Source organism: Paenibacillus sp. ACRRY, from assembly GCF_022346995.1.
GTDB lineage: Bacteria > Bacillota > Bacilli > Paenibacillales > Paenibacillaceae > Paenibacillus.
The window spans coordinates 711,338-729,990 of record NZ_JAKRNM010000002.1; the positions used below are offsets into that span (position 1 = coordinate 711,338).

Consider the following 18,653-nt stretch of genomic DNA (forward strand, 5'->3'; position numbering starts at 1 on the left):
GAAAGTTCCGTTCAAGATCGAAAGGATGGGGAGAAAATGACAAATAATATATGGTGGGACGATCTGCAAATCCATATGGTGGAATGGCGGCGTCATCTTCATCGCAATCCCGAGGTTTCCTTTCATGAGGAAAAGACATCTTCTTTTGTAGCGGATATGCTGGAGAGCTTTGGAGTTGAAGTGAAACGTCATGTAGGTGGTCATGGTGTAATCGGTACGATTAGAGGAGACAAGCCTGGTCCTGTCGTCATGCTTCGGGCTGATATGGATGCACTGCCAATCCAGGATGAGAAGGACGTAGAGTATGCTTCACAGAAGGCAGGAGCAATGCATGCTTGCGGTCATGACGGTCATGTTTCCATTTTACTTGGAACGGCATTGTATTTCAGCAAGCACAAGGCTGGTATCCAAGGCGAGATTCGCTTTTTGTTTCAGCCTGCGGAAGAACTGCTTCCTGGCGGGGCTGTGAAAGTCATTGCGGATGGTGCACTTGAAGGCGTGGATGTGATCTATGGCATCCATCTGTGGACACCTCTTCCGGTCGGAGTGGCAGCCAGCAAGGAAGGACCGTTGATGGCGGCTGCTGACGACTTTTATATCGAGATCAAAGGAAAGGGTGGCCATGGCGGTATGCCGCAGTCGACCGTGGATAGTCTGGTTGCAGGCTCTGCACTGGTCATGCAGCTGCAGACGGTGGTCAGCCGTTCCGTGGATCCGCTGCGACCAGCGGTGCTGACGATTGGTACAATGCAGGCAGGTTCTGCCCAGAATGTCATTGCCGAGTCCTGTAAAATGAGCGGAACAGTCCGGACGTTTGATGAAGAAACGAGAGCCGAAATGAAGGAACGTGTACATCGCATCGTTTCCCAGACAGGCGGTGCATACGGGGCACAGACGGAAGTGAACTACATCATGGGTTATCCGCCTGTTGTCAATGATAAGCAAGAAACGGACCGCTTCTTCCGCAATGCTGTTCAGGTGTTCGGAGATGAACAAGTGCACACGTCTCCGATGCTGATGCCAGCAGAAGATTTCGCTTATTATTTGCAGCAGGTTCCAGGCTGCTTCATGTTTGTCGGGGCAGGGAATCCGGACAAAGACGCCATCTATCCGCATCATCATCCAAAGTTTGATTTTGATGAAGATGCCATGCAGCATGCGGTTAAGCTCTTTATTGCCATGGCTACCGATTATATGGGTGGTAAATAGAATGATTTGGGTATAGTTGGGCATCCTACTCTTAGAAGTAGGGTGCTCTTTTTTTACAAATTTACTGGGTAGGTGTCGGCTGTAAAGGTTCATTTCTGGGTGTGCCGGAACTGAACTTTTTGTCATGAGAATCTATCTTGAAGCACAACGTAATCGGTAGCGGATCGGAGGAGCAGACATGGAGAAGACGGATGCCTGTATTGTTCAACGGGATTTTACGATTTTGCTGGAAGTGGGTCATCCGCGATTTGAGCAGGCACGGGCACGACTAACCGTATTCGCCGAACTTGTAAAGACGCCGGAGGGATTCCATACCTATCGGATGACATCATTATCCCTGTGGAATGCTGCAGCACTGGGATGGAGTGCGGAACAAGTCGTTAGCAATCTCGAGTCCGTTTCTCGCTGGAATGTACCCGCGGCACTTGTGCAGGATATTCGGAGAATCGTAGAACAATACGGAAAATTGAAGCTTCATTGGGAGCAGGATCGCCAGCACCTGCGCCTGGTTGGAGATAGTGAACAACTGTTAGATGAATTAAGCGGGCTCAAAACCATTGCGGCCTTTCGGATGGAGCGTGTTGCCTGGGATGAGCTTGTCGTTCGCGGAGAACAGCGGGGGTTGCTCAAGCAAGAATTGACGCGTCTGGGCTACCCTGTGCTTGATTATGCAGGCTATCGCCCCGGAACACGTCTGTCGTTTGGTTGGAAAAATGAAAAGAATACACATCATGAAACCGATGTGGAACAGAAAGCCTTTGAACTGCGTTCTTATCAGAAGGAAGCTGTAGACGCATTTGAGGGAAGTGAGGGCATGGGAGGGAGCGGGCTGCTCGTGCTGCCTTGTGGAGCTGGAAAAACAGTGATTGGCATGGCTGTGCTTGAACGTCTTCAATGTGAATGCCTCATCCTGACTTCCAATACGACCTCTGTGAGGCAGTGGATTCAGGAATTACAGGACAAAACTACCCTTACTTCGGATCAAATCGGGGAGTACTCCGGTCAGAAAAAACAGGTTCGGCCTGTCACGGTGGCTACGTATCAGATTCTTACACACCGAAAATCCAAAGATTCCGATTTTACTCACATTAAATTGCTGAGTGAGCGGGAATGGGGGCTTATCATTTATGATGAGGTGCATTTGTTACCTGCTCCTGTCTTTCGGGCAACTGCGGATATTCAAGCTACGCGAAGACTGGGATTGACTGCAACGTTGGTGAGGGAAGATGGATGTGAACAGGATGTATTCTCGCTCATTGGTCCTAAACTGTACGATATGCCATGGAAAGACCTCGAGCGGCAGGGATGGATTGCTAATGTGCAGTGTCAGGAGATACGAGTTCCTTTTTCAACAGATCTGAGAACGACCTATCTGGAGGCAGAAGGAAAACATCAGTTTCGTCTTGCAGCGGAAAATCCGGCAAAGTTACAAGTGATCAGACGATTACTACATCAACATGATGGTTTGCCTGCACTTGTGATCGGTCAGTATCTGGACCAGCTCGAAACCATTGCCCGGGAAATTGACGCTCCGCTGATCTCGGGTACGATGTCACAACACGAAAGAGTCAAGTGGTTCGAATCCTTTCGGCGGGGCGAAATTAAAACGATTGTAGTTTCCAAGGTGGCGAATTTTGCTGTCGATCTTCCTGACGCTGCTGTTGCGCTTGAGATATCGGGAAGTTATGGTTCCAGGCAGGAAGAGGCTCAGCGACTGGGCAGGATATTGAGACCTAAGCCTGGTGACAATAGAGCATATTTCTATGCGCTGGTATCAGAGGATAGCAAGGAACAGGAGTTTGCATTGCGCCGTCAGATGTTTTTGGTCGAGCAGGGATATGAATACTCCATAATACATGAACATACTTAAGTCACCATTAAGTGTTAGCGTGGGAGAAGGAAAGGTGGGAGCAAAGTAGTGCTTGGACATGAAGCAGTGGATATCGATGAAATAATGGAACTGTCAGCCACAGAACTTTCAGTACTTGGTGCTCTTTTTCACAAACATGCGTGTCAACCCTTTTCCGTGATGATGACCACCACTGAGTCTGCGGAAGAAGGATTGAGTGGGGCAGAAGCCAGATTAGGTTTTATACATCTGAGACAAAAAGGGTGGATCGAGGCGGTTCGTAAAACTTGGGGAGAGAACCTGTACTACATTCCGCTGCGTTATATTCCTGCATTAACCGTAGCCTACGCTCATAGAGTTGGGAAACTTCCATTGGTAAGACAGAAAGAGGATCAGAAGGAATCTGGTACCCAGATGGTCAGTAGTGATCAGATTCACGTTATTCGTGAAGCCAGGCCTGATATCGCTACTGAAATCATTCATATATTGGCCTGGATCGCAAGAGAAGGGCTCACACTGACAAATAAAGGTACAATTCACAAGAGAATGCTGCAGCGATTGACCGCTTTGACTCATTTATGTCCTGATGATTTTGCCGCATTGAATCTAGACTACGAACATCCGGATATCTACCCTGTTCATGTTGCCATTGTGCTGGACATGCTGCTTGCTTTGGGGCTTCTCCATAAGAATCAAGAGAAAATAAGCATACATGATGAAACTCTGGGTCACTGGTTAGAGCAGTCGTGGTCGTGCATGCATCGTGAAATATTCAAGGTATGCATGGAACGATATGGTGTAACCAATCCTGCAGAACAACATTTTCGCTATCGCCTGGTCTTGCTTGGTAAAGGAAAGGAGACCTGGTTGAATATTTCAGAACTGATTCCACATTTCAAGGACAGTGACAGCAATGCCGGGCGGCCTGCCTGGATATATTCAGAGCTGGCTAAACGCACTGGCTGGGTGGGGGTACGGAGAGAGTGGTGAAAATGCTTCGGGTGATTTGTTTTTTCGCTGGTTGGTTGAGCCTCATGAACTGTTAGCCTTGAAAGTACAGCAGGAACTGGAAAGCGATAAGAATGTTTTCTTTGTGCAGCCTGACTTCGAAATTATGGTCCCGGCAGAGGTAGTCCCTCAGGTACGCTGGAAAATAGAGAACTGCGCCGAACTGCTGATCTGTGATCGCATGAGCATCTACCGGGTGACCAAAGAACAAATTGTAAATGCATCACATCACGGGTTTACGTCTGACAAGGTGGTGGAATTTCTGCGCCGCCATGCTGCTGCGGGAGTCCCGGAGCATGTGTACCTCGCAATTCAACAGTGGGGAAAAGAATGGGAGCGATTGAAGGCACAGAGTGGGGGAAATGCAGAGGAGATACAAAGTATACAGCTGAGCGATATACGCCGCGAGGGGTCATGGGAGGATAAAAGTACTGTGATTCACAAGCATGAGCCAAGAGTTGGGCTTCGCGGTCTGCGAGAAAGCTTTTATGTGCATGGCCGGGAGGGCTTGATTCAAAATGAACCGGATAGGGCATCTTCGTATAAACACGGACAGCCAATAGCGGAGCAGTTGGATGGTTTACCCGCATTCGGCACCATTCCCGACATGTGGTATAACGATTGGCGGCGATATCACATGTCCACGACACGTCAGATTACAGCAAAAGCGATAGAATGGCAGACCAAGCTGGGACTGAGGAACGAGCAGTCCGAGGTAACCATTATTCCGGATCAAATTCAGGGCCAGGACGATTGGACACTGACAGGCTGGATTGTACCTGGGCTAGATGAGAGGACAATAGAGCGGTGCACCATTTCTCCCATGGATTGGGACCAGATCAGATTACTCGTTCCAGAGCAGATCTGAAGAAGGAAGAGCTTATGTTCCCCTATTTTCTATTTGCAGGAAAAACTCTTCTTAACTACCGGGGGATATGCTATGATAAAGTAGTCTACCTTACGTAGAACTTTATATATAGATAGGATGAATTTCATGAGCGTAGCGGAATTGAACACGGTCGATATGGCCCAAGTGTTGACGGGCGCATATGAACTGGGCGACATGATTAACCAATCTGCCGAAGTATCGGATTATTTATATTGGAAGCAGCAAGTTGAGAGCAATCCGGAGGTTCAAGCGGGAATACGCAAGCTGGATGCCAAAAAGGAACTGTTTGAAGAAACACAGCGTTTTGGACACTTCCACCCGGATTATCATGCTGCAAAAGACCAGGTAAAGGCTCTGGAACAGGAACTGGAACAAATTGAAGCGGTAGTCCGCTTTAAGCAGGCGGAGAGAGCGCTCGATGAAATGTTGCACCAGATGTCCGAGACCATTGCTTATGCAGTCTCTACCACAATCAAGGTTCCGAGCAATGACCCGAACCCCAAAGGTGGCGGTTGTGGAAGTGGCGGCAAGTGCAGCTGCGGTTAACTGAATTTCGAATGAATTAAAATCCATATAGACCGGGCCTTCTCTTCGAAGCGTCCGGTCTCCATTATAAGAAGGGCGGGGAGAATGATGTTTGCGGAAAGGACAGGATTTATTATTTGGGTTAGTGATCTAAAAGCTGCCCGCAATCTCGAAAAGTATGGTACCGTACATTACATTTCCCGCCGTATGCATTATGTCGTCATGTACGTTAATGCAGAGCGGGCTGAAGATACGATGAAAAATGTGAAGCGGCTGTCCTATGTGCGCAAGATTGAAAGATCTTATCGCAACGAAATCAAGACAGAGTATGCCAGCAAAACGTTGGACAAAACAAGTTTTTACGGAATTTAAAATATACACTCTTTAACGTTAGTGATTTGGTGGAACTGGACATAAGCGTGGAATAATAAAAACATATTTGATCAAAGGTCGCCTTCATGGCGACTTTTTCTTTTGGGGATCATGTTTCGATCCAGCCTGAGGACAGTGATACATATGAACAGTAGGTAAATACCGACCATGAAAAAATGATGGAAACACGAGTTGAAGGCAAGTTTTTGTTATTAAAGTGTCAATTAAAGTGACATTAAAGGGTTGAATTCACTTAAAAAAAGTAAACGCGTTGTAAAAAAAATCGTGTACACACGAAACTTTCAATTGGTAATTTTCCACTTTTTCAATTGTAATCGCTTTCTTTTGGGTGGAAACAACATATTTTTGATTTGTTAAAACGGAGGGGAAATGTTAAAAAACCTTGTTGTATCAACATTTATGGAGCCTGACAAAATGACATATTTACGAAAAAATGCGTGATACCCTATTGTTAAACTACAGCTGCGCCAACAAAACTAACATGCAACATGAATGCTCCAACGTTTTCCTGCGGCGTATGACCCAAACATGAGAAGCGACAGAAGGAGGCGATCCTGTGTGCAGGAAGTAAAAACGGCCAATCGGCAGCAGACATTATACAAGCCGAACATCAGTAGAAAGCGATGGCAAAAGGTCTGGAGAAACTGGCAACTGTATTTGTTTATCGCACCCGCATTTCTGTATTTTCTCATCTTTCACTACGGACCCATGTACGGTATCCAGATTGCGTTCAAAAATTACAATCCGGTACGCGGAGTATTTGGGAGTCCTTGGGTAGGTTTTGATCATTTTGTAAGGTTCTTTGAATCCTATTATTTCTGGGATTTGATGTGGAACACACTGGCGATCAGTTTGTATGAGCTGGCTGTTGGGTTTCCGATTCCGATTATTCTGGCTCTGGCGTTTAATGAACTGAAGCATAAACGTTTCAAAAAGCTGGTCCAGACCGTCACGTATGCGCCTCATTTCATCTCGGTTGTCGTTATGGTTGGTATGGTGATTGCTTTCCTGTCTCCATCAACCGGAATCCTGATCCGTTTCGTCGAATGGATGGGAATAGATGCACCCTCCTTTCTGACAAGCCCTGCATGGTTTAAGACGGTATACGTACTCTCTGGGGTATGGCAAAGTGCGGGCTGGGGAACGATCATTTACCTTGCTGCGTTGTCTGGAGTGGATCCTGGCTTGCATGAAGCAGCAATTATAGACGGGGCAAACAGGCTGCAGCGTATTCGGCACATTAACATTCCCGTGCTGGTGCCAACCATGACCATCCTGCTCATTCTGAATATGGGGAGTCTGCTGGGGGTCGGCTTTGAGAAGATCCTCCTGATGCAGAATCCGCTGAACATGGAATCTTCCGATGTCATATCTACTTTCGTGTACCGTTCAGGTCTTGAAAATGCCCAGTACAGCTTCTCTACTGCTGTCGGCTTGTTTAACTCAGTAATTAATGCGTTTTTGCTCGTTACCGTCAACCAAATTGTACGCAAGACGAGTGAGAACAGTCTGTGGTAAAGGAGGAGGCTGAATGTTAACTGGTATTCGGGAAACGAGACAAGACAAAATTTTTCTAACCTTGAATTATATCTACGTTACGATTGCTTTCCTTCTTGTGGCGTACCCGCTGGTATATATGATTAGCGCCTCCATCAGCAATCCGAAGGAAGTGGCTTCAGGTGCAATGTGGCTATTTCCGAAAGATATCACGTTTGAAGGCTATGAGCGCGTGCTTCAGGATCAACGGATCTGGTCAGGCTACGCGAACACTATTCTGTATACGGTTGTCGGTACTGCCGTGAACCTGGCGGTCACGATTCCTGCGGCCTATGCTCTGAGCAGAAGAGACCTGGTCGGCAGGGGGTTCTTTATGGGCATCTTTATGTTCACGATGTTCTTCGGTGGTGGGCTGGTACCGAGTTATCTGCTGATTAAGGAGCTCGGCATGATTAACAGCATGTGGGCACTGATTTTACCTTCCGCAGCATCGGTATGGAATATCATCGTCTCTCGCACCTTCTTCCAGGGAACGATCCCGAGCGAGCTTCAGGAAGCTGCACAGATCGACGGTTGTTCTAATTTCAAGCTGTTTTTCAAAATCGTACTGCCACTGTCCATGCCGATCATAGCCGTTATGGCGCTCTTCTACGGTGTAGGTCACTGGAACAGTTATTTCTCAGCAATGATTTATTTGAATGATTCGGCCAAATATCCACTTCAGCTCGTGTTAAGACAGATTCTTGTCCTGCAGGAAATGTCAGCTCAAGGCTCCGGTATGATGGATGGTTCATCAGCCTCGGCGCTAAATAACAAAGCCGAAGTGGCGGCACTCGTCCGTTATGCAGTCATTATTGTATCAACACTTCCGGTCATTATTATCTATCCGTTTTTGCAGCGGTACTTCGTTCAGGGTGTCATGATCGGTTCCGTCAAGGGCTGATCTATACCAATAAATCATCAAAAAGGGAGTTGTTGTCATGAAGAGAGCTCACAAGAAATCAACGGTTCTGTTAAGTTTGATCCTTGCTGCAAGCATGCTTGCGGCATGCGGAGCATCTCCTGATGGCGGTTCAACCGCTGAACCGGGTACACCGGAAGAGACAGGGGTGAAGCAAGAGGGCTTTCCTATTGTGGAGGAACCGATCACATTGACTATGATGTCCCAGGATGTAGGCGTGGCAGATTGGAATACCATGCCGGTTATTCAGGAAGCAGAGAAGCTTACCAACATCAAGTTTGAATTTCAGCTCACTCCGATTGACAGCTTTGCAACCAAGAAGAACCTTGTCTTTGCTAGTGGAGATTTGCCTGATGTACTGTACGGGGCCGATCTTACGCCAGCAGAGCAGGTGACCTATGGCACCCAAGGCTCACTTACCCCGCTTGAATCTTACATTGATGGAGGATATGCTCCGAACATTAAAAAACTGTTCGATGAGAATCCGGATATTCGCAAATCGTTTACAACGCCCGAAGGACATATTTACGCCCTGCCATTCATCGACAGTGCCGCAGTCTGGTATCGCAGCCCTATGTGGTATAACGGCAGTATGCTGGAAGCACTTGGTGTGAAGGAACTGCCGAAGACAACAGAGGAGTTGTACGCGTTACTGAAGCGAGTGAAGACAGAAGATCCAAATGGCAACGGCAAGGCCGATGAAATACCGCTGACTTCCGTCAAGCTGGACGACCTGCGCATGTATTTTCTGGGTTTCTGGGGCATATATGACCCTGTCGTTTACGTGGATAAGCAAGATAAAGTGTTTTACAGCCCGATGCAGGAAGGATACAAGGGATATTTGGAATTTATGAATCGTTTGTGGAAGGAAGATCTGCTGGATCACGAAACCTTCTCGCAAACCCCTGAGCAGAAAAAAGCCAAAGGGGAAAACAATCAGATCGCCCTCTTTAATGACTACTTCTCCTACTTTACGCTGGGTGGCGATCCGGATGCGGCAATGAAAAATCCGCTTATGACACCCGTGGCGAGCGATATTGCAGGAACTCCTGTTTACGGTATGCATCCAGGACTCTCTGCGAACGGAACATTTGCCATCACAAGTGTGAATGAGCATCCTGAAGCAACCATGCGCTGGATCGATTACTTGTATTCCATCGAGGGACAAACGCTCTTCAATCAAGGTCCTGAAGGCACACTGTGGCAGTATACCAACAAAGATACGTATGAAAAAGAATGGCTGCCTGTTCCGGGAGGCGGTGATCGTGAAGAGTACAGAGGCACCATTACGCCTAACTTCGGCATGCTGACTCCGGGGCATAACTCACCGGAGCTCACAAATGGTCTGACGACCGATTTTGACGAGTGGATTGCGAAAGAGAACGAAGAGAAGCTGATACCGATCGGTAAAGCGCCGTTTCCGAATGCGTATCTGACCAACGAACAGCAGGATGAAGCCTCCGCATTGTTATCTGATCTTAATACGTACGTGAAGCAGATGGAAGCGAAGTTTGTAACCGGGGAAGAGCCATTGTCCAACTGGGACGGCTATGTTGAACAGATGAAGAAAATGGGTGGAGACCGGATTCAGGAAATCTATCAGGAAGTGTATGATACGTGGAATTCCGCAGGCAAGTAATCGGATGTGAATTCCCGTTTGCTGCATTCTGAAATAACAGAAAAAAGCCAACATCGACGGCAATCCTGATTGTTCGTCTGTTGGCTTTCCTGTTATTAGCTGGCTGATTCAGTCCCTGCATCACTAGTCGTTGTGCGATGAAGCTTGCGATATTGTCCTGGTGTAAGCCCGGTCTCCTTCTTGAATTTACGGATAAAATTCGGTGTATCCAGATATCCGACTTCCTGAATGAGGTCTTTCAGAGGGGTATCCGTTGTTTTCAGCTGATGAAAGACCCTGTCGAGTCGTTTTTGCCAAATGTACTGAAGGAAGTTGATTCCGGTCTTCTCCTTGAAAGAACGGCTCACATGGGAAGGTGAAACTTCGAATTCAAACGCAAGCGTATCCAGGCTAAGATTGTGATCTGTAAAATGGGCATCGATATATTCAATAATGCGGTCTATTAACGTCTGCTCTTCCTGCTGCGTATCTTTTTTTACCTCGTTGCATAACTGGGAGGCAAGCGAGAGCAGAACAGATTCAAGCTCTTCCAGTGAGCTGCTAAACACCATGTTTGGAGCAATCTGCTGCAGCATTTGATGTTCTCCAAGTTCTGAAGCTGTCTTAAGGATCGTGTTAAGCAGATCGAAGCTGATGCAGCGCACAAGCAGTGCAGGCAGCATGGAAGACTGCAAACTGGTCACGGATGAGCGAATCATCTGGGAAGCGATATCAGTATTTCCCTGTTTCAGACTCTGAACCAGCTTCAGCTGCATATGGTTTGGAATCCAGTAGGAATGGCTTGGTGTCTTGGACATTTCTTCAAATAAAGCCGATGACCCATACTCACCTGGTACGAGCAAATCAAAAGCAGAACAGGCTTCAACGTAAGATTGGGTCAGCTCATGAAGCTGTGAATAAGCACTTCCGGCACCAATCAACGGAGTTATGGACAATGTGTCCAGAAGTAACTCTCTGATCTGCTCCATAATTTGTTTTATACGGGATATCTGATCGATCCCTTCAGCGGAATCAAAACTCATGATTAAACCAAATCGGTCCAGCTGGGGCAGCTCAACGCCATAACCAGTTGCCTGCAGATCGAGCAATTCAATTTGTGCAAGACTGCTTGCAATACGGCGGCGGAGTTCCATATCGGCATGCTTGGAATCATTCCAGCCAATAACCATGACAAACAAATAATCCTTGTTCAGTTTCAGGTCGAACAACTGCACCAGTTCAGAAGACAATGGATCTGGATCTCCAGACTTAATTAAGGTCGACAAGTACTGGTTCCGGGCATACGGTTCCTGTAAATCAAAACGGGAGCTGTAATTCTGCAAGGCAGAACGAATCCGTTCCAGTTCATTGGCATTTTCATTTCGAGGCTCTCCTTCATGTTTCTTTTCCGGAAAGCGGGAAGCGGCAAATTCGACCAGGGTTGAGATGGGCTGATACTGCATTTTGGCAAGAACGAGAGCAATTGCGACTCCGACCAGCAGCACGATACCTATGATCATTATCATGAAACTGCGGACATCCAGTACACTGCTGAAGAACTGGGAGCTTGGCATGACAGTCATGTAGGTCCAGCCGTTGGTTTCCGATTGCACAGATACGATGGAATGATCTTTGCCGTCCAGCGTTCGCTCCTGGATTCCTGGAGTAATGGTATTAAACAAGGTAGCGGATGCATCAGTGCTTAGGGTATCTCCCTGATGGTTGGCCGTCAGCACCTGTCCTTCTGCATCGAGGACGTAGGTCAGGCCTTGATAGTTTCCGAGTATGGAATCAATCAGATCGGTAATCTGCGACTCTTTGATAAAAACCATGACCGTGGCATGGGGGTTCAGACTGTTTGGAGTAATAGGAATAAGGTAAGCAAGCTTGCGGTCCTGTACTCCACCAGTTTTGGTTACCACATCGGCAGGTCTTACGGTAGGATGTTTGGTTTCATTGAGATCGTTATACAGGGATTGTTTGTCCCATCTCTCGAAGCTGAGATTGTCGGCAAACACCTCAAAATCGGTCAGACCTTTGCTGGAATAAATACGTTTGTCATCGTGGAAATAAAGATAGATTTCATCAATCATGGAACTGGTGGCTTTGTACTGATCCAAGGCTCGAATGGCTTCCGGGCTGGTCTGCGTATTGGTGACCCGATAGGAAGAGAGCCGATTATCGTAAGAAATCCGGGATGCAATCTCGCTGAGCTCTTTCATACGGCTGTCAATGGTTACGTTGGTTTGTGATAACTGGGCCAGACGCGAGCTTTCAATCTCAGTACGGAGGGTTGTTACTGCATTTTCATAGAGAAATACGGTCATGAACACGAGAGGAATTAGCAGAATGAACAGGTAGGACCAAATGTATTTCAGGAACAGTTTGGATTTGAAGTAGTCCATTCGCAAGTGAAATGCTGCCTCCTTTCCATATGGAGAAGTGCCATTTCTTTTCTTATAGATGATATCAATAAAAAAACGGTTTGGACATAGCTTTTTCGCACGTGTGTACACGGTTTCCAAATATTGCAGAGAAAAAGGTGTAGATGATCATGCAGAAATGGTTTGAGGATGCGAAGCTGGGGATTTTTATTCACTATGGAATATATGCAGTGGACGGTGTTGCGGAGTCGTGGTCTTTTTACAATGGACGTATGACTTATGACGACTACATGAAGCAAATGGAGGGATTCACGGCCTCCAGATTCGATGCCGCGGCATGGGCGGATCTGATTGAGAGATCGGGTGCCAAGTATGCTGTGCTGACAACCAAGCATCATGACGGAGTCGCGCTGTGGGATACACAGTACAGTGACTTGAACACGGTAAAGAAAACTCAGGCTGCACGGGACATTGTCAAAGAATATGCAGATGCGATCACGGCGAAGGGACTTCGGCTCGGACTCTACTACTCGTTGATCGACTGGTCCCACCCGGATTACCCAAGTGTATATGAAGGTGGCAAGGTGCCGGATGACCCTGGTTCCTCCAATCCGTTCTCCAATCCCTTGGATGGGATTCAGGACGAAACCAAATGGCAGAAGTTTTTGGAGTTTAACAACCATCAACTGAAAGAATTGCTTACCGGGTTTGGTAAAGTTGATCTGCTGTGGTTTGACGGGGACTGGGAACGAAGCGAGAAGCAGTGGAACCTGCCTGAATTCAAGCGGTATTTGAAATCAATGCAGCCTGATCTCATGATCAATTCACGTCTGCAAGGACATGGGGATTACAAAACGCCCGAACAAGGGCTGCCAATTACGAGACCAGACGGACCGTGGGAGTTTTGTACAACGATCAATTCCTCTTGGGGGTACGTTCCTACGGATCAGCATTACAAATCACTGTCGCAGATTGTTCGTATGTTCTGCGACTGCATCTCCATGGGTGGCAACATGCTGCTCGATATTGGCCCAAGAGAAGACGGAACAATCGATGAGAGGCAGGAAGCCATCCTGCTTGGACTGGGTGATTGGATTAGAGCACATGAAGAAGCTGTATACGGGACAAGAGATGGGATTATGAGTCGATATTATGGAGATGGAAGCACTCTCTCGGCAGATGAAAAAACACTCTATCTCTTTGTACATGGCGATCCCAAGGAAAGTATTTGTGTGAAGGGACTGTGCAATGAGATCAAGAAGGTATCCGTGCTGCACTCAGGCAAAGAACTGACGTATGACATTCACGGCGGGGTTCCGTGGTTCCAAATTCCGGGTACAACCTGGATTCACATGACCGGTGAAGACACCCATGAACTGACAACTGTAGTGAAGCTGGAGTTCGATGAGAAGATTGACATGTATGGCGGCTCCGGGGCAGTCGTTACTCATAACTGAATGGAGGGATCAACATGATGCTAAGTGGCGTGCCTATACCAAACATCGATATTTATCAACCGAAACACTATATTTGCCACCGTGCAGTAGGTGATTTGGAGCTTGACGGAAGGCTGGATAAGTCTTTCTGGGATCAAGCGGAATGGACGGACAAGTTCGTGGATATTGAAGGGGATCTTCGTCCTGCTCCGGCGAAGGAAACAAGGGTGAAAATGCTATGGGATGATGAATATTTTTATTTCGGTGCCGAGCTTTGGGAAGATCAGATCTGGGCAACGCTGACTGAGCGGGATTCCGTCATTTTTTATGATAATGATTTTGAAATTTTTATTGATCCTGATGGGGACAGCCACGGATATTACGAATTCGAGATCAATGCGCTAAATACGGTATGGGACCTGCTCCTGATCAAGCCATACCGGGACGGAGGGCCACCGCTGGACAGCTGGGATATGAAAGGGTTGAAGACAGCCGTGCATATTGACGGCGAGCTGAATCGTCCCGAAGGGGTTAACCGGAAATGGACTGTTGAGGTTGCGATCCCGTGGACCAGTCTGAAAGAATGCGCCAAGGAAAAGCGGGCACCCCTGCCGGGTGAATTTTGGAGAGTCAATTTCTCACGGGTGGAGTGGCAGACTGAAGTGGTAGATGGAAATTACCGCAAAGTAATGGATCCGGGAACCGGTAAGCCATATCCTGAGGACAACTGGGTCTGGTCGCCGATGGGACTAGTGAATATGCATTATCCCGAACTGTGGGGTTATGTTGTGTTTGCGGGTGAGCATGCTCAACACGATTTTGTGCTTCCACAGGATGAACGGATCAAATGGGAACTAAGAAAGCTATATTATCTGCAGCGTAATTACAGAGAAATGAAGGGGACGTTTACGGAAGATCTGTCATTGCTTGGCTGGACTTCTGATGTGGGTGTTTATCCCGAGGTCTACGCTGCTCCAAACCTATTTCAGATTTCAGCTGCGACTGCGGATGGGACCGGAAGATGGATCATTCGCGAAGACGGGAACCTGTGGGAAGAGAGGGATACGAAATGAGTGTGCAAACGTCGGCGTTTTCGCTTACCCCAGAAGAGATGAAATCGATTGAAGATAAACTGCGTATCAAAAAGGAGCTTGTACAGTCACAGACTGACGAGATCTTTTCGGTATTTAGGGAACCGCTATCCGTAGAAGAAGAGTGGGCGCTCAAGTTTGTGTATGCATACAGTCCTCTTCAGGATCTGGCAGATATTCCGGGCGCACTGTTTCTAAGCCACGTAAGATCAACTCTGCGAATGCGGCGGGAGATTCCGTGGGGGCAACGGGTTCCGGATGATTTGTTCCTTCACTTTGTACTTCCATGCAGGGTGAATACGGAGAATATTGAGGATTGCCGAGCAATCTTCTATGCTGAACTGGCTGATCGCGTCATGTCGCTCACGATGTCAGAAGCGATTCTGGAAACCAACTACTGGTGCCATGAAAAGGCCGTCTATACCGGCAGCGACCTTAGGACGGTTTCGCCGCTCACCATGATTCGGAGTGCAAGGGGACGCTGCGGGGAAGAATCAACGCTGGCAGTGACCGCACTGCGAAGTATCGGGATCCCTGCTCGTCAGGTATACACTCCTCGCTGGGCGCATTGTGACGACAATCATGCCTGGGTGGAAGCGTGGGCTGACGGAACCTGGCATTATATCGGCGCCTGTGAACCGGAGGCCAGACTGAACCAGGGATGGTTTACACCTCCTGCCCGTCGGTCGATGCTGATGAATACGAGAGTACTTGGCGGCTATCGTGGTCCGGAGGATGTGACTCTGGCAACCGATTGGTACACGGAGCTAAATCTTTTGGAGAACTACGCTCCAACGAAGGAACTGACCGTATCGGTCAAGGATCTGGCCGGAGTTGCAGTGAAGGGTGCTTCCGTGAGATTTGAGCTGTATAACATGGCCGAATTCTATCCGATTGCAGAGTTACTAACGAATGAAGCAGGGGAAGTGGTCTTCAAGACGGGATATGGTGATCTGCTCATACGAGCCGTATATCATGGACGGTGGCAGGAGCATAAGGTCACGGTTGACCAAATAGACCGATTGGAACTCGTGCTGGATCTGCAAAATCAACCTGAGCAGGAGAGCGGAGTAATTGATTTCGATATGGTTCCTCCGCGTGAGACGGAGGGCGAGGAACTCCCGGCATTGACAGAGGAAGCGGAGTCGCTCCATCAGCGGCGTTTGTCGGAAGGGACGGACATCCGCACTGCGTTTGAAGCAACGTTTATCACCCATAAGGAGAGCATCGATCTATCTCGAGAGCTAAGCCTTCCCGAGGCGAGGGTATGGGACGTCTTGCAGAAGGCGCGCGGGAATGGCCATGAAATTGCCGCGTTTCTCAGGGAAAGCTCTCCGGAGCACGGGGAATGGCCGTTATTGCTACTGGAGTCGCTGAATAGTAAAGATTTGATTGATACATTCCGTCCGGTACTGCATGAGCATTTGGCTTATTCGCTTCCGCTGCGAGGTATGCTCCCGGATACCTTGTTTATTCCCTATTTGTTATGTCCGCGCGTTGCCTTTGAAATGCTTGGGTCGTACAGGAAACAATTCCAATCAGCGTTTGCATCAGATGAGAGGGACGCAATGGTGAGGGAGCCTTCACTTCTTGCTGAAGCACTCAAGGAAAAGTTTATTCACTTGGAGGATATGCCTAATCTGAAAGGAAAGGGTACAGCGGCAGGAACCTTTCGGATCATGGCCGGTGATGAGGAATCGCTGGCTATCTTGTTTGTTTCCATCTGTCGCAGCCTTGGTATCCCATCCCGTTTGCATCCAAGTGAACGCAAGCCGCAATATTGGCTGAAAGGATCCTGGATCTTCGCGGATCTTGGCAATAAAGAAAAGGGGAAGCAGCGAATGGGAACCATTCGTCTGGTGCAAAACGGGTCAGGAGGAAACGTGCCGGAGGCTTCCTACTATGAGAATATCTCCATTGCCAGGCTTGTTCAGGGGAAATACGTGACTCTGCATTTTCCTTATAAAGAGACGAAGCTGTTTGCCGAGCCGCTGTCAGCAGAGGAGGGGGCCTATCGTATGACGACAGGTATACGTTTGAAAAACGGCACGGTGAGAGCTCGATTCACTTATTTTGATTTGAACGAAGGGGAAGAGTCTGGTGTTGCCGTAACCTTCCGCAGCGCCGATGAAGAAATTCCTGTCCTTGGAACGGTGGATAAGCACGTGGAACTGCGATGGCAGGACGAGAACGTAACTACACTCGAGCATAGCGTAAGTGGAACGGCCGTAGGCATACTTCTTTCCTGGATTGAACCGGACCGAGAACCGACCATGCATTTGCTGAAGGAACTTGCTGACTTGAGGCGAGAACTGGTGGAACGGAATATATCGGTTGTTCTCATTACTGACTCTGCGGCTACAGGAAAATCCTTGAAGACGGAGCAGCTCGAGATGCTGCCATCACAAGTCCGGTTAGGCGAGGCATCAGCTGCCTCATTGCCTGAGGTGTTCCGTAGCTCTGGAGCGACAGAGTCAGGATACCCCCATTTGGTTGTCCTGGATGAGGCTTATCAGATTCGGTATGTCTCATCGGGATATCGGATTGGTGCCGTGAAGGAAGCCATTCAGGTAAGTTCGCAGCTCACCGGAGAGCACAGTGATACAACCGAACATGATGGAGGCGGGATATGAACTCAAATTGGATTGTTGGATATGTCGGTCATCGTGATTTGAATAATGTGCTGGAGGTAGACCTGAGCCGGATGACACATATCAATATCGCATTTGCTCATATTCAGGAAGGCATCATTCAGACCAGCCATCTGCAGCATATGGATCGGGTTCCGATGATCAAGAAAGCTTTCCCAGATTTGAAAATGCTTTTGTCTGTGGGAGGCTGGAGTGCAGGCGGATTCTCGGAGGCAGCTGCGACCGAGCAAGGAAGGCAGAAGCTGGCAGAATCAGCTGTTCTGGCAGTGAATACCTACGGACTGGACGGAATTGATCTGGATTGGGAATACCCGTGCTATGGGGAGGCGGGAATTGCTGCCTCTGCCGATGATAGAGTTAACTTTACACTTCTGTTAAAAACGATGAGGGCGGCTCTGACGAAGCAAGGTGAGCAAGATGACAGGTATTACATGCTAACCATTGCAGCTGGTGCTGACCAGTACTACATTGATGGCACGGAAATGGATCAGATACAGCAGTATCTTGATTATGTGCAGCTGATGACATATGACATGCGTGGAGGTTTTCAGGTGCTGACTGGACACCATACCAACCTCTATACTGCGACAGGTGATTTATTCCGGATTAGCACGGATGCGTCCGTACGCATGTTTCTAAAGGCAGGTGTACCCCGAAATAAAATCGTCATTGGTGCGGCGTTTTACTCCCGCATGTGGAAGGGTGTGCCCGGCCGTAACAACGGATTGCATCAGATGGCTGAGACGACTGGAGGCTACGGTCCGGAGTATACGGAGTTAAGCGAGAAGTATATTGACCTTAACGGATATATCCGCTATTGGGATGATGAAGCGAAGGCACCTTATTTGTTTAATGGTCACACGCTCATCTCTTACGACGATCCGGAATCGATCAGAGCAAAATGCCAGTATATCATGGAGCAAAATCTTGCGGGCGTAATGTTCTGGGAATACAAATGCGATGCGTCACATGAGCTGCTGAAAACGATGGATGACGAGCTCGGCGCAGGACGACATGCATTGTAGGTGTGAGAAAACAGAATACCTTCAGTGGAATCCGGCATATCGCGGGTTCCTTTTCTTTTAAAAAGAGATTAAAATAGAGAGAAGGTCATTGGTTATCATAGGTTTTCGCTCACCTTT

At 48.0% G+C, this 18,653-nt stretch carries 14 protein-coding genes; 13 read left to right on the top strand and 1 reads right to left on the bottom strand.

Annotated elements, in window-relative coordinates; genetic code table 11:
* Positions 1-36: 36 nt before the first annotated feature.
* From MH144_RS12565 to MH144_RS12605, 9 genes are all read left to right on the top strand, one after another.
* Positions 37-1,209 (top strand): M20 metallopeptidase family protein, encoded by a 1,173-nt coding sequence (locus MH144_RS12565; RefSeq protein WP_239300236.1) that lies wholly within the window; start codon positions 37-39, stop codon positions 1,207-1,209.
* Between the two features lie 178 nt (positions 1,210-1,387).
* Complete coding sequence (locus MH144_RS12570; protein ID WP_239300238.1) at positions 1,388-3,079, top strand: DNA repair helicase XPB; 1,692 nt, start codon at positions 1,388-1,390, stop codon at positions 3,077-3,079.
* Between the two features lie 48 nt (positions 3,080-3,127).
* Complete coding sequence (locus tag MH144_RS12575; protein ID WP_239300240.1) at positions 3,128-4,048, top strand: hypothetical protein; 921 nt, start codon at positions 3,128-3,130, stop codon at positions 4,046-4,048.
* On the top strand, positions 3,972-4,934 hold the full coding sequence (locus MH144_RS12580) for a helicase-associated domain-containing protein (protein ID WP_239300669.1): 963 nt from the start codon (positions 3,972-3,974) through the stop codon (positions 4,932-4,934). Before MH144_RS12575 ends, MH144_RS12580 begins: the two co-directional genes overlap by 77 nt.
* Before the next feature lie 126 nt (positions 4,935-5,060).
* On the top strand, positions 5,061-5,501 hold the full coding sequence (locus MH144_RS12585; RefSeq protein WP_239300242.1) for a YlbF/YmcA family competence regulator: 441 nt from the start codon (positions 5,061-5,063) through the stop codon (positions 5,499-5,501).
* Between the two features lie 87 nt (positions 5,502-5,588).
* A complete protein-coding gene (locus MH144_RS12590) occupies positions 5,589-5,852 on the top strand; it encodes a YlbG family protein (RefSeq protein ID WP_239300671.1) in 264 nt (87 codons plus the stop codon).
* A 549-nt stretch (positions 5,853-6,401) separates the two neighbouring features.
* Positions 6,402-7,391 carry an ABC transporter permease gene (locus tag MH144_RS12595; protein WP_095290239.1) on the top strand — a complete coding sequence of 330 codons (990 nt, stop codon included), beginning with the start codon at positions 6,402-6,404 and terminating at the stop codon, positions 7,389-7,391.
* A 13-nt stretch (positions 7,392-7,404) separates the two neighbouring features.
* Positions 7,405-8,313: a carbohydrate ABC transporter permease gene (locus MH144_RS12600; protein WP_239300246.1), complete on the top strand. Its 909-nt coding sequence runs from the start codon at positions 7,405-7,407 to the stop codon at positions 8,311-8,313.
* A gap of 37 nt (positions 8,314-8,350) precedes the next feature.
* Positions 8,351-9,970, top strand: a complete 1,620-nt coding sequence (locus tag MH144_RS12605) for an extracellular solute-binding protein (RefSeq protein WP_239300267.1) — start codon at positions 8,351-8,353, stop codon at positions 9,968-9,970.
* A gap of 95 nt (positions 9,971-10,065) precedes the next feature.
* On the opposite strand, the gene MH144_RS12610 is transcribed toward MH144_RS12605, so the two are convergent.
* A complete protein-coding gene (locus tag MH144_RS12610; RefSeq protein ID WP_239300673.1) occupies positions 10,066-12,354 on the bottom strand; it encodes a helix-turn-helix domain-containing protein in 2,289 nt (762 codons plus the stop codon).
* A gap of 149 nt (positions 12,355-12,503) precedes the next feature.
* Between MH144_RS12610 and MH144_RS12615 the strand changes: the two genes are divergently transcribed.
* From MH144_RS12615 to MH144_RS12630, 4 genes are read left to right on the top strand one after another with little or no spacing between them, the layout of a single operon-like run.
* Positions 12,504-13,790, top strand: a complete 1,287-nt coding sequence (locus MH144_RS12615; protein WP_239300269.1) for an alpha-L-fucosidase — start codon at positions 12,504-12,506, stop codon at positions 13,788-13,790.
* A gap of 14 nt (positions 13,791-13,804) precedes the next feature.
* The gene (locus tag MH144_RS12620) at positions 13,805-14,842 is read left to right on the top strand and encodes a carbohydrate-binding family 9-like protein (protein WP_239300271.1); all 1,038 of its coding nucleotides are present in this window, start codon (positions 13,805-13,807) and stop codon (positions 14,840-14,842) included.
* Positions 14,839-17,493: a transglutaminase domain-containing protein gene (locus MH144_RS12625; protein ID WP_239300273.1), complete on the top strand. Its 2,655-nt coding sequence runs from the start codon at positions 14,839-14,841 to the stop codon at positions 17,491-17,493. Before MH144_RS12620 ends, MH144_RS12625 begins: the two co-directional genes overlap by 4 nt.
* On the top strand, positions 17,490-18,536 hold the full coding sequence (locus tag MH144_RS12630) for a glycoside hydrolase family 18 protein (protein ID WP_239300275.1): 1,047 nt from the start codon (positions 17,490-17,492) through the stop codon (positions 18,534-18,536). Before MH144_RS12625 ends, MH144_RS12630 begins: the two co-directional genes overlap by 4 nt.
* The last annotated feature ends 117 nt before the right edge of the window (positions 18,537-18,653 follow it).

What these genes read in the sequence shown, in the direction of transcription:
- MH144_RS12565 (WP_239300236.1), top strand. Translation starts at nt 37, where the DNA reads ATGACAAATAATATATGGTGGGACGATCTGCAAATCCATATGGTGGAA.
- MH144_RS12570 (WP_239300238.1), top strand. Translation starts at nt 1,388, where the DNA reads ATGGAGAAGACGGATGCCTGTATTGTTCAACGGGATTTTACGATTTTG.
- MH144_RS12580 (WP_239300669.1), top strand. Translation starts at nt 3,972, where the DNA reads ATGCCGGGCGGCCTGCCTGGATATATTCAGAGCTGGCTAAACGCACTG.
- MH144_RS12585 (WP_239300242.1), top strand. Translation starts at nt 5,061, where the DNA reads ATGAGCGTAGCGGAATTGAACACGGTCGATATGGCCCAAGTGTTGACG.
- MH144_RS12590 (WP_239300671.1), top strand. Translation starts at nt 5,589, where the DNA reads ATGTTTGCGGAAAGGACAGGATTTATTATTTGGGTTAGTGATCTAAAA.
- MH144_RS12595 (WP_095290239.1), top strand. Translation starts at nt 6,402, where the DNA reads ATGAGAAGCGACAGAAGGAGGCGATCCTGTGTGCAGGAAGTAAAAACG.
- MH144_RS12600 (WP_239300246.1), top strand. Translation starts at nt 7,405, where the DNA reads ATGTTAACTGGTATTCGGGAAACGAGACAAGACAAAATTTTTCTAACC.
- MH144_RS12605 (WP_239300267.1), top strand. Translation starts at nt 8,351, where the DNA reads ATGAAGAGAGCTCACAAGAAATCAACGGTTCTGTTAAGTTTGATCCTT.
- MH144_RS12610 (WP_239300673.1), bottom strand. Translation starts at nt 12,354, where the DNA reads ATGGACTACTTCAAATCCAAACTGTTCCTGAAATACATTTGGTCCTAC.
- MH144_RS12615 (WP_239300269.1), top strand. Translation starts at nt 12,504, where the DNA reads ATGCAGAAATGGTTTGAGGATGCGAAGCTGGGGATTTTTATTCACTAT.
- MH144_RS12620 (WP_239300271.1), top strand. Translation starts at nt 13,805, where the DNA reads ATGATGCTAAGTGGCGTGCCTATACCAAACATCGATATTTATCAACCG.
- MH144_RS12625 (WP_239300273.1), top strand. Translation starts at nt 14,839, where the DNA reads ATGAGTGTGCAAACGTCGGCGTTTTCGCTTACCCCAGAAGAGATGAAA.
- MH144_RS12630 (WP_239300275.1), top strand. Translation starts at nt 17,490, where the DNA reads ATGAACTCAAATTGGATTGTTGGATATGTCGGTCATCGTGATTTGAAT.